The following is a 13,973-nucleotide window of genomic DNA, read 5'->3' as shown; positions in this document are numbered from 1 at the left end:
ACCCTCGGAAACGGAGATCCACCATGACCGTCGCTGACTTCGCCGCCCGCGTCCGCCGCCGGGAGACGGTGACCGGGTACTGGGTCCTGCTCGACGCGCCGCCCGCGACCGAGCGCATCGCCCGGCTCGGCTACGACTACGTCGCGATGGACGCCCAGCACGGCCTCTTCGGCTACGACGGCATGCTCGCCGGGCTCACCGCGATCGACGCCGGCGGGCAGTCCGCCGGCGTGATCCGGGTCGGCCAGAACGGTCCCGCCGACATCGGCCGGGCCCTGGACGCCGGGGCCCGCGCCGTCATCGTGCCGCTCGTCAACACCGCGCAGGACGCCGCCGACGCGGTCGCGGCCACGCGCTACCCGCCGCTCGGCATCCGTTCGTACGGGCCGATGCGCTCGATGCTGCGGATCGGGCCGGTGCCGGCCGAGGCCAACGAGTCGGTCGCGGTCCTGGCCATGATCGAGACCCCGCAGGGGCTGGCCAACGTCGAGGAGATCGCGGCCACGCCGGGCATCGACGGGCTCTACGTCGGGCCCTCCGACCTGACCCTGTCGATCGGCGGGGCGACCTCCACCGACCCGGCCGTGGCCGACGTCTTCGAAGCCTCCCTGACCCGGATCAGGACCGCCTGCGAGGCCAACGGCATCGCCGCCGGCCTGCACACCGGCGCCGGTGAGATCGCGGCCCGGCGGGCGTCCGAGGGCTGGACCTTCCTCACCGTCGCCTGCGACCTGGTGCACCTCGAGGCCGCGGCCCGGGCGCACCTGGACGCCGCCCGGGGTGACTCGTGACCACCGTGAACGACGGCGTGCTGCGTCCCACCACGACCCCGGGCCGCTGGGACGCCTACCTGGCCGCGCCCACCGTGCAGAGCCACGCGTCCTTCCTCGCCACCCTGCCCGACGGCGACCTGGGCCTGGTCTGGTTCGGCGGCACCCAGGAGGGCGTCGGCGACATCAGCGTCTGGTTCTCCCGGCTGGACGTCGACACCTGGACGAAACCTGAGCAGCTGTCGGACGACTCGCGGCGCTCGGAGCAGAACCCGGTGCTCTTCAGCACCCCCACCGGTGAGCTCTGGCTGCTCTGGACCGCCCAGCGCGCCGGCGACCAGGACACCGCCGAGGTGCGCCGCCGGATCTCGCCCGACTCCGGGCGGACCTGGAAGGAGGCCGAGACCCTGTTCCCGGCCGACGGGCACAGCGGCGTCTTCATCCGTCAGGCCGTCGTGGTCACCGGATCGGGACGCTGGCTGCTCCCCGTCTTCCGGTGCGTCAAGGTGCCCGGCGAGCGCTGGAGCGGCGACGCGGACACCAGCTCGGTGATGGTCTCCGACGACCAGGGGGCGTCGTGGCGCGAGGTGCCGGTGCCCGGCAGCGTCGGCTGCGTGCACATGAACATCGTCGATCTGGGCGACGGTTCGCTGCTCGCGCTGTACCGGAGCCGCTGGGCCGATCACGTGTACGAGTCCCGTTCGCACGACGACGGATCCACCTGGACCGCCCCGGTCGCGACCGGCCTGCCGAACAACAACTCCTCGATCATGCAGTGCCGTCTGGCCGACGGGCGCCTGGCCCTGGTGTTCAACGACGCGAGCCGGCTCGACGCCACCGCCCGCCGGGAGTCGCTCTACGACGAGATCGACGAGAACGGGATCGTCGAGGGGGTGTCCTCCGAGGGCAGCACCGATGATGGACGCGCCGGTGCCTTCTGGGGAGCCCCGAGGGCTCCCATGACGCTCGCCTTCTCGGACGACGGCGGGCAGACCTGGCGGCGCGAGGGCAATCTCGACGAGGGTGACGGGTACTGCCTGACGAACAACTCGCGGGACGGCCTGAACCGTGAGCTGTCGTACCCCTCGATCCACCAGAGCGCCGACGGCACGCTGCACGTGGCGTACACCTACCACCGCCAGACGATCAAGCACGTGCGGCTGAGCCCGGGCACGGTGCTCTGACGTGGCCACACTCGTCACCGGTGTCAGCTCGGGCATCGGCCGGGCGATCGCCGGACGGCTCGTGGCCGAGGGCCGGGAGGTGGTCGGGGTGAGCCGGCGCGACCCGGAACTGCCCGGCCTCGAATGGATCCCGGCCGACCTGACCGACGCCGACGACCTGGCCTCGTTGCTGACCTCGCTCGTGACCCGCCGCCTGGACTCCCTGGTGCACGCGGCCGGGGTCCAGTTCAGCGCGCCGGTGGGCGAACTCGACCACGAGGACGGGGCGTGGATGTGGCGTCTGCACGTCGACGTGCCCAGCCGGCTGGTCGACGCCCTGGCGCCGACACTGCCCGAGGGGGCTCGGATCGTGGTCATCGGCAGCCGCACCGCGACGGGAGTGGCCGGCAAGAGCCAGTACTCGGCCACCAAGGCGGCACTCGTCGGCCTGACCCGGTCGTGGGCGATGGAGCTGGCCCCGCGGCGGATCACGGTGAACGTGGTGGCGCCCGGGCCGACGGACACCGCGATGCTGGCCGACCCGAACCGGGCCGCCACTCCCCCGAAGGTTCCCGCGCTCGGGCGTTTCGTGCAGCCGTCGGAGGTGGCCGGGATGACCGCGTTCCTGCTCGGCCCCGACGGTGGGTCGGTCACCGGGCAGCACCTGGTGATCTGCGGCGGGGCGTCGCTGTGAGCGGGCGGACGCCGGTCCCCCCACCGCCCGACGGCGCCGGGGTCACCCCACGTCGCCTCGGGATCGTCGCGGACGACCTCACCGGGGCCGCCGACTCGGCGGTGCCGTTCGCCGCGGGCGGCGCGACCGTGTTCCTGCTGAGGGACGCGTCGGTCTCGCCGGATCCCGACGGCCAGGGGCCACTGACCGTGCTGGCCGTCGCCACCGGGACGCGGGCGCTCGGCCCGGCCGCCGCGGCCGAGCGCACCGTCGAGGCGGTGCGGGACCTGCTGCGTCTGGGGTGCGACCGGATCTACCTCAAGGTCGACTCGACGATGCGGGGATCCGTCGCGGGGCAGCTGCGCGGTGCTCTGGCGGCCTGGTCGACCGAGCACGCCGGTGCCTTCGCCGTGCTCTGCCCGGCCTTTCCCGGACAGGGGCGAACGGTTCTCGACGGAGAGGTGCTCGTGCACGGAACACCGCTGCATCGGTCCGCGGCCTCGCGGGATCCGGTCACTCCGGTGGTGCGGAGCTTCCTGTCCGAGCTGGTGCCGGGATCGCTGGCACTCGGGGAACCGGTCCACTCCGGAGAGGTTCGCCATGCCGATGCCTCGAGCGATCTCGAACTGGACGCGCTGGCCGCCACGATCGACGGATTCGGCCCGGCCGCCGTGGCCGCCGGATCGGCCGGGCTGGCGTCCGCCCTCGCCCGGAGGTGGGCCACCACCGCCCCGGGGTCCGAGCCGGCGGTGACCACCGCGTCCCGCATTCTGGTGGCCGTCAGCTCACTGCACCCGACCACCGCCGAGGCGGTGGAGCGGGTGCGCGAGAGCGGGGTCGACGTGCTGAGAACCCCGGCCGGACCCCGGGGCGACGCCGCCCGCACCGCTCACGACTTCGGCATCGAGGTCGCGGAACGGCTGCGGCAGAACGACTACGACGCGCTCGTGCTGGTCGGGGGCGACGGCGCGGCCGCGGTTCTCGACCGGGTCGGGGCCACCGGTATCGCCCTGCACTCGGCCCTGCTCCCCGGGGTCCCGCTCGGAACCGTGGCCGGCGGACGGGCCGACGGCCTGAGGGTCGTCACCCGTTCCGGCGGGTTCGGCGACGCCTCCGGGCTGCTCGAGATCGTCCGCCGGCTGCGGTCCGTCCACTGACACCCGTACATCAGTCACATTTCTCGAAAGGATCCATCGCGATGTCCTCCCCCCGCGCCGCCCTGCCCGTGCTCGCCGTGACCCTCGGCGACGTCGCCGGTATCGGTCCCGAGATCACCGCCCGCACCTTGCTGAGCCACCCGGAGCTGCGCGAGAGGTGCGTGCCCGTGGTCGTGGGCGACGCCGACTCGCTCCGCCGGGGCGCCCGCTCCGCCGGTCTCGACCCCGAGACGGTGCGCGTGATCACCGACCCACGGGCCGCGGCCAACGACCCGTCCACCATCGAGGTGCTCCAGACCGGGCCCTCACTGGGCGATGTCGCCGTCGGCGAGCTCAGCGCGGTCGCCGGTGACGGCTCGTACCGGTTCGTGGTCGAGGCCTGCCGGCTGGCCCGCGAGGGACGGGTCGACGGCATCGTCACGGCCCCGCTGAACAAGGCCGCGATGCACGCGGGCGGGCACATCTGGCCCGGCCACACCGAACTGCTGGCCCACGAGTTCGGCGTGAAGAACTTCAGTCTGGTGCTGTCGGCCGGCGACCTGTACGTGTTCCACCTGACCGCGCACGTCTCCCTGGCCCAGGCCGTGCAGAACTGCACGCCCGGGCGCACCGACGACGTGCTCTCCCTGGCGGGCGCTTTCGTGCGGGCGCTGGGCAAGCCCGAGGAGCGGATCGGCGTGGCGGGCCTGAACCCGCACGCCGGTGAGAACCGGATCTTCGGGCACGAGGACGCGGACGTGCTCGCCCCGGCGATCGCCCGGGCCCAGGAGCGGGGCATCAACGCCCACGGCCCGGTGCCGGCCGACGCCCTGATTCCGGCTGCCGTGCGCGGCAAGTGGAACATCATCGTGGCCTGCTACCACGACCAGGGGCACGCCCCGTTCAAGGCCGTCTACGGTGACGACGGCGTGAACATCACCATCGGGCTGCCGGTCGTGCGGGTTTCCGTCGACCACGGAACGGCTTTCGACATCGCCGGGCAGGGCATCGCCCGGGAGGCGAGCCTGGTGCTGGCCTGCGAGCGCGCCGCCGCGCTGGCTCCCGGCTGGGAGGACGTGTGGAAGGCGGCGTCGGCGGGTGTGGCCTCGCCGGCCTGAAGGCGCTCAGGCGTCTTGCATCTCGGCCGACTTCTGCTGCAGCACAAGGATGTTCGTGCGAGGACCGCGCTTGGCCGTCGGGGTGCAGTTGAGGCAGCTGACGACGCGGCGGCCGGGCTCGGCCGGGCGCATGCCGATCGGGCCGGCGGCGGCGCGCATGACGGCGGCGTGGTCGAGGCAGACGGCGCCGCCGCAGTAGCTGCAGCAGGCGACGGCGGGCGTGGCGCTGTTGGTGTCGAGGGCGCAGTCGAGGCAGTGCATGGGTGACTCCTGTTTCAGGTGAGGGTTTTTGGGGGACGCCGGAGGCGACGATGACGAGTGGTGGCGCGGTGGGGGTGCGACGAACGGTGTCGTGGCGCGGTTTTGGCGCTGATTCCCCCGCCAGCTGCCACTGAGGAAGTTACATGCGGTCGGAGGAGTCGGCCACCTTTAGCACGATTGAACTTGTTCAGTGTCGTCATGTCCTGATTACGGCCTGCCACCTGCGTCTCTGCCCGCGCCTGGGTCACTCTGATCAAACCCTCTGAACCGCAGCAGGTTTCACCTGGACGCAAGCATCGGACCACGTCTCCGGCACTCGGCATCCGCTGTGACCAAGGCCACTTCCGACGGCACCGCATAGATTGGTCCCCACCACGACCACCATCCGGGGACAGGACTGCCGTGACCACCGAACAGATCGTCGGAACCATCCGCGCCGACCGCCCGCTCCTGGTGCTGGCGGTGAAGGAGGAGGCCCAGTTCCTCCCCGAGGGACTTCCCGTGCTGATCACCGGGATCGGCAAGATCAACACGACTCTGGCGCTGTCCACGGTTCTGGCCTCGACGCGTCCGTCGGCCCTGATCAATCTCGGCACCGCGGGCGCCCTGCGCCCGGGACTGGCCGGGCTGCACGAGATCGGCACGGTGCTCCAGCACGACCTGGACACCGACCTGCTGCGGCGGCTGACCGGCGAGACCTACGGGGCGCCGATCGCGGTGCGGCCCGACGGGCTCACGCTGGCGAGCGGCGACACCTTCGTCGCGGGTGGGCCGGTGCGCGACGCGCTGGCGCGGCGGGCGCAGCTCGTCGACATGGAGGGCTACGCGGTCGCGGCGGTCGGCGAGCACTTCGGGGTGCCGGTGCGGCTGGTCAAGCAGGTCAGCGACGACGCGGACGAGAGCGCGGCGAAGAGCTGGCCGGTGGCGGTGGCCGAGTGCGCGCGGGTTCTCGCCGGCTGGGTGTCCCGCGAACTGGCCTGACCCCCGAACGCACCGCGGCGTCCCCCATTTCTGGAGGACGCCGCGGTGTGGGAGATCAGGCCAGGATCGCGAGCGCCTTGTTCAGCGTCGCCGACGGCCGCATGACCGCCTCGGCCTTGGCCGGGTCGGGGCGGTAGTAACCACCGATGTCGACCGGCTGCCCCTGCACGGCGAGCAGTTCGGCGACGATGGCCGGCTCCTGCTCGGCGAGCACGGAGGCCACCGCCGCGAACTGGGTCGCGAGCTCGGTGTCGTCGGTCTGCTTCGCCAGCTCCTGGGCCCAGTACGTGGCCAGGTAGTAGTGGCTTCCGCGGTTGTCGAGCTCACCGGCCTTGCGGCTCGGGGACTTGTTCTCGTCGAGGAACGTGCCCGTCGCCCGGTCGAGCGTGTCCGCCAGCACCTGGGCGCGGGCGTTCTTCGTGCTGATCGCCAGCTGCTCGAAAGAGACCGCCAGGGCCAGGAACTCGCCGAGCGAGTCCCAGCGCAGGTGGTTCTCCCGCACCAGCTGCTGCACGTGCTTGGGGGCCGAGCCGCCGGCGCCGGTCTCGAACAGACCGCCCCCGTTGATGAGCGGCACCACCGACAGCATCTTCGCGCTGGTCCCCAGCTCGAGGATGGGGAACAGGTCGGTGAGGTAGTCGCGCAGCACGTTGCCGGTGACCGAGATGGTGTCCTCGCCGCGGCGCAGGCGCTCCAGCGAGTACCGGGTGGCCTCGACCGGGGAGAGGATCTCGATGGTCAGGCCGTCGGTGTCGTGCTCCGGCAGGTACTGCCGGACCTTGGCGATGAGGTTCGCGTCGTGCGCCCGGGTCTCGTCGAGCCAGAACACGGCCGGGACGCCGGTGGCGCGGGCCCGGTTGACGGCCAGCTTCACCCAGTCGCGGACGGGGACGTCCTTGGTCTGGCAGGCGCGCCAGATGTCGCCCGGCTTCACGTCGTGCTCGATGAGCGTGGCGCCCGAGGCGTCGACGACGCGGACGGTGCCCGCGGCCTCGATCTCGAACGTCTTGTCGTGGCTGCCGTACTCCTCGGCCTTCTGGGCCATCAGGCCGACGTTCGGCACGGAGCCGATCGTGGCCGGGTCGAGGGCGCCGTTCGCGCGGCAGTCGTCGATGACGACCTGGTAGACACCGGCGTAGCTGCTGTCGGGCAGCACGGCGAGGGTGTCGGCCTCGTTGCCGTCCGGGCCCCACATGTGGCCGGAGGTGCGGATCATCGCCGGCATCGACGCGTCGACGATGACGTCACTGGGCACGTGCAGGTTGGTGATGCCGCGGTCGGAGTCGACCATGGCCAGAGCGGGGCCGTTCGTGAGCTCCTCGTCGAAGGACGCCTTGATCTCGTCGGCGTTGTCGATCGAGGAGAGCCCGTTGAGGATCGCGCCCAGACCGTCGTTCGGGGTCAGGCCCGCGGCCTTCAGCGTCTCGCCGTACTTCGCGAACGTGTTCGGGAAGAACGCCTTCACCGTGTGGCCGAAGATGATCGGGTCGGAGACCTTCATCATCGTGGCCTTGAGGTGGACGCTGAACAGGACGTTCTGGTCCTTGGCGGCCTGGACCTGCTTCGTGAGGAACTGGTTGAGCAGTTCCACGTCGAGGCGGGTGGCGTCGACGATCTCCCCGGCGAGCACCGGGACGCTCGGTTTGAGCACGGTCACGGTGCCGTCGGTGGCCACGTGCTCGATGCGCAGCGTGGTGTCGGCCTCGATGACCGTGGACTTCTCGCTGGTGCGGAAGTCACCGGCACCCATGGTGGCGACGTTGGTCTTGGAGTCGCCGCTCCAGGCGCCCATGCGGTGCGGGTGCTTGCGGGCGTAGTTCTTCACCGACAGCGGCGCGCGCCGGTCGGAGTTGCCCTCGCGCAGCACCGGGTTGACGGCGCTGCCCTTGACCTTGTCGTAGCGGGCGCGAACGTCCCGCTCGTCGTCGGTCGACGGGCTGTCCGGGTAGTCGGGCAGGTCGAAGCCCTGCTCGCGCAGCTCCACGATCGCGGCCTTGAGCTGCGGGATCGACGCGGAGATGTTGGGGAGCTTGATGATGTTCGCCTCGGGACGCCTGGCGAGCTCACCGAGCTCGGCCAGGGCGTCGTCGAGCTGCTGCCCCGCGGGCAGGCGGTCGGCGAAGGAGGCGATGATGCGGCCCGACAGGGAGATGTCGCGGGTCTCGACCGTCACTCCCGCCGTGCTCGCGTACGCCTGCACGATCGGCAGCAGCGAGTACGTGGCGAGGGCAGGTGCCTCGTCCGTGTGCGTGTAGATGATGGTGGAAGCGTCGGCCAACGCTGGCTCTCCGTCCTTAGATCCGGTCTCGGGCATCTGTGAGCCTACGACTTCGTGACTGCCCATGGTCAGTGAGGCTCACGTGCCGTGGGTCGCACTGATCATTACGCCGAACGGGCCGTGGAGACTCTCGCCCGCTCCGTCGGCCCGGCCGGGCCCGGTGACGAGGTGATGCGCTGCCCGGGCGCCACGCCTCGACATCGTCCGGCACCCACCAGGTGTACCTGGCCGGCCGCAACGCGAACGCCCCCGGCCAGTGGCGAGGACGACCCGATGGGACGCGCCACCGGGTGCCGGAGCGGAGCTTCACCCCCACCCCGACGGACTGCCATCGGCTGCCACGGCGTCTACCCGGCGAAGGACGACTGCGGCACCGCCGGGCAGAGGTGGCAAGGTCTTCACCCGACACCTCCGCCGTCAACGGCTCGCCCACGGCCCCTTCACCCGGGCGGCTTCTGGGTGCTGCCCACACCGTCGTCCTCGCCGGTGCCGGAGGTACGAGCAAGGTCTTCACCGTGCCGTTCACCGACGAGATCTGCCGCCCCACCGGTGCCTCTGCCGGGCCAGGACCAGTGACGGGTGCTGTGACACCTTTCCGTGAGGTGGGGCGCTGGATCTCGCCGCCCCCACCTCTCAGGTCTGGGCGTCGGCGCGGTCGCGCTGGTCGAACTGATGAGGGACGCGTGGGGGCGCCTCCTCCTCGGAGACCGGGTCCGCGGGGTCGACCGGAATGGCGGGGTCGGCCGGGCCGGCGGGGTCGACCTGATCGGCGGGCCTGGACGGGTTGGCTGCGGCGGCGGGCTCGGACAGGTCGGACAGGTCAACCGGATCGGCGAGTTCGACGGAGACAGCCGCGTTGACAGGCTCGGCCGGGTCAGCCGCGTTCCCGAGCTCGGTCGGGTCACCGGAATCAGCCGGGATCGCCGCCTCGGCGGGGTCGACGGAGTCGGCCGGATTGGCGGGGTCGACCTGATTGGCGGAATCAGCCGGGTCGGCGGCGTTGCCGGGGTCGGCCGGCCCGGCCGGGAGACCGAGCTGGGGGAAGGGTTGCTGGAGCCCGGCTTCGTCGAGATGCCGGCGCCAGGGGCCGGCCGTGTCGCCCAGGTGGTCGGGGTGCACGATGCCGAGGCGGGCGTCGCGTGGCCAGGTCACCTCGGCCCCGGCCAGGTCGATGCCGGTCGGGTCGGCGGACCGGCCGTTGCCGGTCACCCGGAAGGTGACTGCCGGACGTCCGTCTTCGTAGCGCGCGCACACGAGCCGGTGCGCGAGGTGACCGAGCACCGGGTGGCCGGCGAACTGCTCGCGGAACTCGGCGGCGCTCCAGAGCCGGCCCGAGAGCATGGCCTGCTCCAGGCGGGTGACGACGTCGGGGGCGATGCGCCTCGCGTCTTTCCTGAACACCGTGAACCGCTGGTGGGCGGCCGCGGCCCGGGTCGGGTCGTCTTTCGCTCCGGGCTTGGGCAGCGTCTTCAGCTGCTTGCCGGAGGCCGTGACCACGGTGGGCAACAGCTTCTCGTCGAGGCCCACCACGAACTGGCGGGGGCCGTAGTCGAGGCGCATCCGGCCGTCGGCGTCGAGACCGAGGTGGGGCACCAGACGGTCGGCGAGCTGGTCGGGGTTCAGCCCCCGGTCGTCGGCGACGGCGGCGAGCGCGCTCTGGGCCGCCTGCCGCAGGCTCTTGCCCGGGCCCGACTGCGCGACGGTGTTCAGGTGCTGCAGCACCTCGTCGTTGCCGGTCTCCGAGCCGATCGCGGCCAGGGCCCGCACGGCGGCCACCGCCTGGGTGGTCTCCCCGGGCCAGGTCAGCAGCAGCGGGGTGAGGCGGTGCGCCACCTCGGCGTCACCGGCGAGCGCGAGGGCGTCGAGCACCCAGTTCTCGCGGGGCGCCGCCCCGGCCGCGAACCAGCGCTGGAACAGGGCCCAGACGAACGCCGACAGATCGGCGGACTTGAGCTTCTCGCGCACGAGAGTGAGCCCGGCGTAGGGCTGATCGGTGCGGCTGACGGCGAAGAGCGTGAGCAGGTGGAGCGCCGCGACGTCGGGCAGCACGCCCGAGCGGTCGCGCAGGCGGACCGTGGGCAGCAGGACGGGCACCGCCCAGTCGGGGACGGCCGGGATGTCGGTCGGCAGCTGCATCAGCGGGTCGCGGGCCAGGAGCTCTTCGACCGCGGCGGGCGCCTCACCGCCGTAACTGCCCGCGGCGACGAGGACTTCGGCGGTGCGGCCGTGTGCCGCCAGGTGCCGGAGGGCGGCCTCGGCCTGACGCCGGGCCGCTCCGGCCGGGCCGAGCGCGGGTGGCACCAGGGCACGGGCGGCCGGGGCGGCGTGCCGCAGCAACCAGGCCGAGGCCGGGACGCGCAGGGCCTTGCCCCGGGCCAGCCACTCGGCGGTCTGGGTGGCGAGGTCGGGTGAGAAGCAGGGTTCCAGAACGGGGGACGCGTCGGCGGGGGTCTGCCGGGCCCGGTGCAGCAGGGCGGGCACGGAGTCGGCGCCGAAGCGGGCGGTGACGGCACGCAGCAGGTGGGTGGGCACGTCGCGGGCCGGTTTCCAGGTGGCCAGGGCCGGACGGGCGAGGTCGTCAGGACCGTCGAGGAAGAAGAAAGGCTCGGCCCGGCGCTCGTGGCGGCGGCTCACGTCGGCGGCCCGCTGCTGCCAGACGTCGAGGGGGTCGTCGGGAGAGAAGGGCGAGCGGTGGGTGGGAGGCAGCTCGGCGAACGCCTCCCGCTCACCCTCGCGCCACTCGACGGCCGGCGCGTCGGTGCACTCCAGGCCGGCGATGACCACGGGCCGGGGGGTCGGGGCCCGGTCTTGCCACGGCGGCGTCACCAGTAGCGGGGGCAGCGCCTGTTCCGGCGCCACCGGCCGGGCCGCGGCCTGGTCGAGCAGGGCCCGCACCCGGGCCGCGGACTCGTGCGGCAGCTCCGTGACCAGGGCGGCGGAGAGCCCCTGGTGGCCGCGGACGTGGGCGCGCAGCAGGTCGGCGAGCGGCCCGTCGGACCCGGTGGCGGACAGCACGGTGAGCGCGGCGCCGGGGAACCGGGACGCGGCCTCGAGCAGGGCGGCCTCGCCCTGGGGGCGGGAGACCCGGTCGGCCAGGGCCCGCAGCGCGGCCGGGCCGGGGATCTGCGCGATGCCCTCGAGCAGGCGGCGCCGGGCCTGGACGTCGAGGTGGTCGTCTTCGTCGAGCCAGGCCAGGAAGACCGGCAGGGCCTCGGCGCCGAGGGCGTCGAGCAGGGTCGCCACGTGGCCGGACGAGGAGGTCAGCGCCACCCGGAAGCTGCCGTGCGCGGTGGGCGCGGCGGCCAGGCGCTCGAGCTGCTCGACATCGGTGACCGCGGTGCTCAGGGCGTTGGGACGGTAGTCGTCGGCCGTGGTGCTCGCGGCCGAGACGTCGGCCTCGACCCAGTCGAGCTGGTCGGGCACCAGCAGGGCGACGGCCAGGCGGTGGTAGACGTGACGGGACCGGTGGGGCGCGAGAACCTCGACCACCCGGGTGTACTCGGCCTCGGAGGCTCCGGCGAGCGCCGCCCGCACGCGCCACAGCGGGTTCAGCTCGGGCGTGGACCACCAGGGGCGGCCCGCCTCTTCGCCGGGCTCGAGGAAGCGCACGTCGTGGGCGGCCGGAGCCGGCTCATCGGTGCCCCCGGCCGCCTCCTCCGGGCCGGTCACCTCACCCGGGGCAGCCAGCTCACCCAGGGCAGCCAGCTCACCCGCGGCAGCCGCCTCACCCGGGCCGGTCACCTCACCCGGGGCAGGCAGTTCACCCAGGGCAGCCAGCTCACCCGCGGCAGCCGCCTCACCCGGGCCGGTCACCTCACCCGGGGCAGGCAGTTCACCCGGGGCCATCACCTCATCTGCACCAGGCTCGCCACCGGACCCGGCGGCGAGCACAGCACCAGGCACATCGCCGGGCACATCGCCGGGCCCGGCACCAGCCACCGGACCGGCCCGGTTCTCCCCGATCCGGAGGCCGAGCAGCTCGACCGCCGCCCCGGCCGCGAACTCCAGCCCCCGTTCCGCGATCCAGACGTCGGCGAACGGGGCCCGGTAGCTGTCACGGTCGCGGTGCATCAGGGCGAGGGCCACGACGGCCGCGCCCAGCGGCGGCGCGTCGGCCGCGCCGTCGAGCCAGGCCCGCGCCGCGTCGCGCAGCGGCGCGTCACTCGCCCGCAGCAGCGCGCTCAGATCCTCACGAGCCGGCTCCAGGTACGCGTCGACCGCCTCCCGGGCACCCGGCTCCGGCTGCAGGGGCCCGGCGCCGAGAGTGCCGCGGCGGGGGTGCAGCCGGTGCTGCCAGGCAGCGGTGAGCTCGAAGTCACGCATGTATCCGGAGATCCTCGTCTGTGGTCGGCCCGGCGCCGTTGAGGCGTCGCGGCCCGCACCCTAGTCACGAGGTCCGACAAAATGCGCCCGAGCCACCCCGGTGCGCGCCATCAGCTACGTCACAACGCCCCACCGGCCACTTCGTGCTCAACCCGCGCCCGCAGGAACGCGCTGGTGAGAACCACCCCGACCAGCTCGAACCGGGTCGGTCCGGCCAGATGCCGTTCCGAGGCCTCCTGCACCCCGGGCCAGCTGCTCGAGCCGTAGTCGTCGAGCACCACGATTCCGCCCGGCGCGACGATCTTCTCGGCGTAGGCCAGATCGCTGGCGACCCCCTCGGCCGAGTGGTCACCGTCGATCACGACCACGCCGTACTGCCGGTCGGCGGCCTGGGCCTGCACCTGCGGGTCTTCGGAGAACCCGCGCACGATGCGCAGCCGCTCCGGGTCGACCCCGGCCAGGGCCAGGTTCTCGCGCACCACGGTCTCGGTGACCGGTGAACCCGAGGTGTCGGCCCGCAACGCGCCGGCCTGCAGCTGCACCGAGGCCAGCGGGTCGATCACGGTGAGCCGGTAGGGCAGCCCGACCCGGCTGATCTGACGCACCATCCCGCCCGAGAACAGACCGAAAAGAGTTCCGATCTCCAGGATCTCACCATTGGGCGGGTTGAGCAGCGGGGTCGTGACCAGCTTTCCGAGGATGTTGCGGGGCGTGCCCGCCAGGCGCCCGACACCGCGCAGCTCCAGCTCGAACAGGGTGCGGTAGGCCTGCACGACGCGTTCGTAGGCGTCCGGGACCCGCGTCACCGCATGCACCTGGGCGGCCAGCTCACGCAGCTTCTCCTCGCTCACCAGCCGGGAGTTGCGGCGGCCGTGCGGCCCCAGGAGCAGGTCGACGGCGTACTCCGACTGCCGCACCCGTTCCCGCATGCCCTCCAGCTCGGCCCGCACCTGCGCCAGGTCCTCCCGCAACTGCCTGCCGTCGCTCCTCAGGCCACGCACGGCCCGGCTGGAGTCGACGACCTCCCGGGCCCGGCGGCGCGCGAGCCGCTCGATGCGCCGGTCGAGCACGTTCAGCGCGGGCCGGATCGCGCGGACGGTGGTCTGCCGAGCCCAGTTCTGCGACATGCCGAACATGCAACCACCATCCCCGCACCCACGTGACCCAAAGGGGCGAATTGCCCCGGCCGGTGACCACCACGTCCATCATTGCCGCGCCCGACCGGACCGGTTTCGCCCCGGACACCAACAGATTTCGACAGCATGTCGAA

General features: G+C 72.8%; 10 protein-coding genes. 6 read left to right on the top strand and 4 right to left on the bottom strand.

Going from position 1 to position 13,973, the window contains the following annotated elements; genetic code table 11:
* The first annotated feature begins 23 nt into the window (after positions 1–23).
* From J2S57_RS23555 to pdxA, 5 genes are read left to right on the top strand one after another with little or no spacing between them, the layout of a single operon-like run.
* Entirely contained in the window at positions 24–791 is a 768-nt protein-coding gene (locus J2S57_RS23555; RefSeq protein ID WP_307246674.1) for an HpcH/HpaI aldolase family protein, read from the top strand.
* Positions 788–1,954 (top strand): sialidase family protein, encoded by a 1,167-nt coding sequence (locus tag J2S57_RS23550; RefSeq protein WP_307246671.1) that lies wholly within the window; start codon positions 788–790, stop codon positions 1,952–1,954. Before J2S57_RS23555 ends, J2S57_RS23550 begins: the two co-directional genes overlap by 4 nt.
* 1 nt (position 1,955) lies before the next feature.
* Positions 1,956–2,627, top strand: coding sequence for an SDR family NAD(P)-dependent oxidoreductase (locus J2S57_RS23545; RefSeq protein WP_307246670.1), 672 nt, complete (start codon positions 1,956–1,958; stop codon positions 2,625–2,627).
* The gene (locus tag J2S57_RS23540) at positions 2,624–3,763 is read left to right on the top strand and encodes a four-carbon acid sugar kinase family protein (protein WP_307246668.1); all 1,140 of its coding nucleotides are present in this window, start codon (positions 2,624–2,626) and stop codon (positions 3,761–3,763) included. The genes J2S57_RS23545 and J2S57_RS23540 overlap by 4 nt, the downstream gene beginning before the upstream one ends.
* 41 nt (positions 3,764–3,804) lie before the next feature.
* Positions 3,805–4,860, top strand: coding sequence for a 4-hydroxythreonine-4-phosphate dehydrogenase PdxA (gene pdxA / locus J2S57_RS23535; RefSeq protein ID WP_307246666.1), 1,056 nt, complete (start codon positions 3,805–3,807; stop codon positions 4,858–4,860).
* A 6-nt stretch (positions 4,861–4,866) separates the two neighbouring features.
* Here the strand turns inward: pdxA and J2S57_RS23530 are convergent, their stop codons facing one another.
* Positions 4,867–5,121, bottom strand: a complete 255-nt coding sequence (locus tag J2S57_RS23530; protein WP_307246663.1) for a hypothetical protein — start codon at positions 5,119–5,121, stop codon at positions 4,867–4,869.
* 402 nt (positions 5,122–5,523) lie between these two features.
* On the opposite strand from J2S57_RS23530, the gene J2S57_RS23525 reads away from it, so the two are divergent.
* Positions 5,524–6,102 carry a nucleosidase gene (locus J2S57_RS23525; RefSeq protein ID WP_307246660.1) on the top strand — a complete coding sequence of 193 codons (579 nt, stop codon included), beginning with the start codon at positions 5,524–5,526 and terminating at the stop codon, positions 6,100–6,102.
* Positions 6,103–6,157: 55 nt separating this feature from the next.
* On the opposite strand, the gene J2S57_RS23520 is transcribed toward J2S57_RS23525, so the two are convergent.
* The 3 genes from J2S57_RS23520 to J2S57_RS23510 form a co-directional block, all read right to left on the bottom strand.
* Positions 6,158–8,380, bottom strand: coding sequence for an NADP-dependent isocitrate dehydrogenase (locus tag J2S57_RS23520; RefSeq protein WP_307246658.1), 2,223 nt, complete (start codon positions 8,378–8,380; stop codon positions 6,158–6,160).
* A gap of 633 nt (positions 8,381–9,013) precedes the next feature.
* Positions 9,014–12,703: a DUF4132 domain-containing protein gene (locus tag J2S57_RS23515; RefSeq protein WP_307246656.1), complete on the bottom strand. Its 3,690-nt coding sequence runs from the start codon at positions 12,701–12,703 to the stop codon at positions 9,014–9,016.
* 119 nt (positions 12,704–12,822) lie between these two features.
* Positions 12,823–13,830 (bottom strand): class I SAM-dependent methyltransferase, encoded by a 1,008-nt coding sequence (locus tag J2S57_RS23510; protein WP_307246654.1) that lies wholly within the window; start codon positions 13,828–13,830, stop codon positions 12,823–12,825.
* Positions 13,831–13,973: the final 143 nt, after the last annotated feature.

Origin of the sequence: Kineosporia succinea, assembly GCF_030811555.1 — a bacterium.
Taxonomy (GTDB): Bacteria; Actinomycetota; Actinomycetes; order Actinomycetales; family Kineosporiaceae; genus Kineosporia; species Kineosporia succinea.
This window is presented reverse-complemented; position numbering and strand designations above follow the sequence as displayed.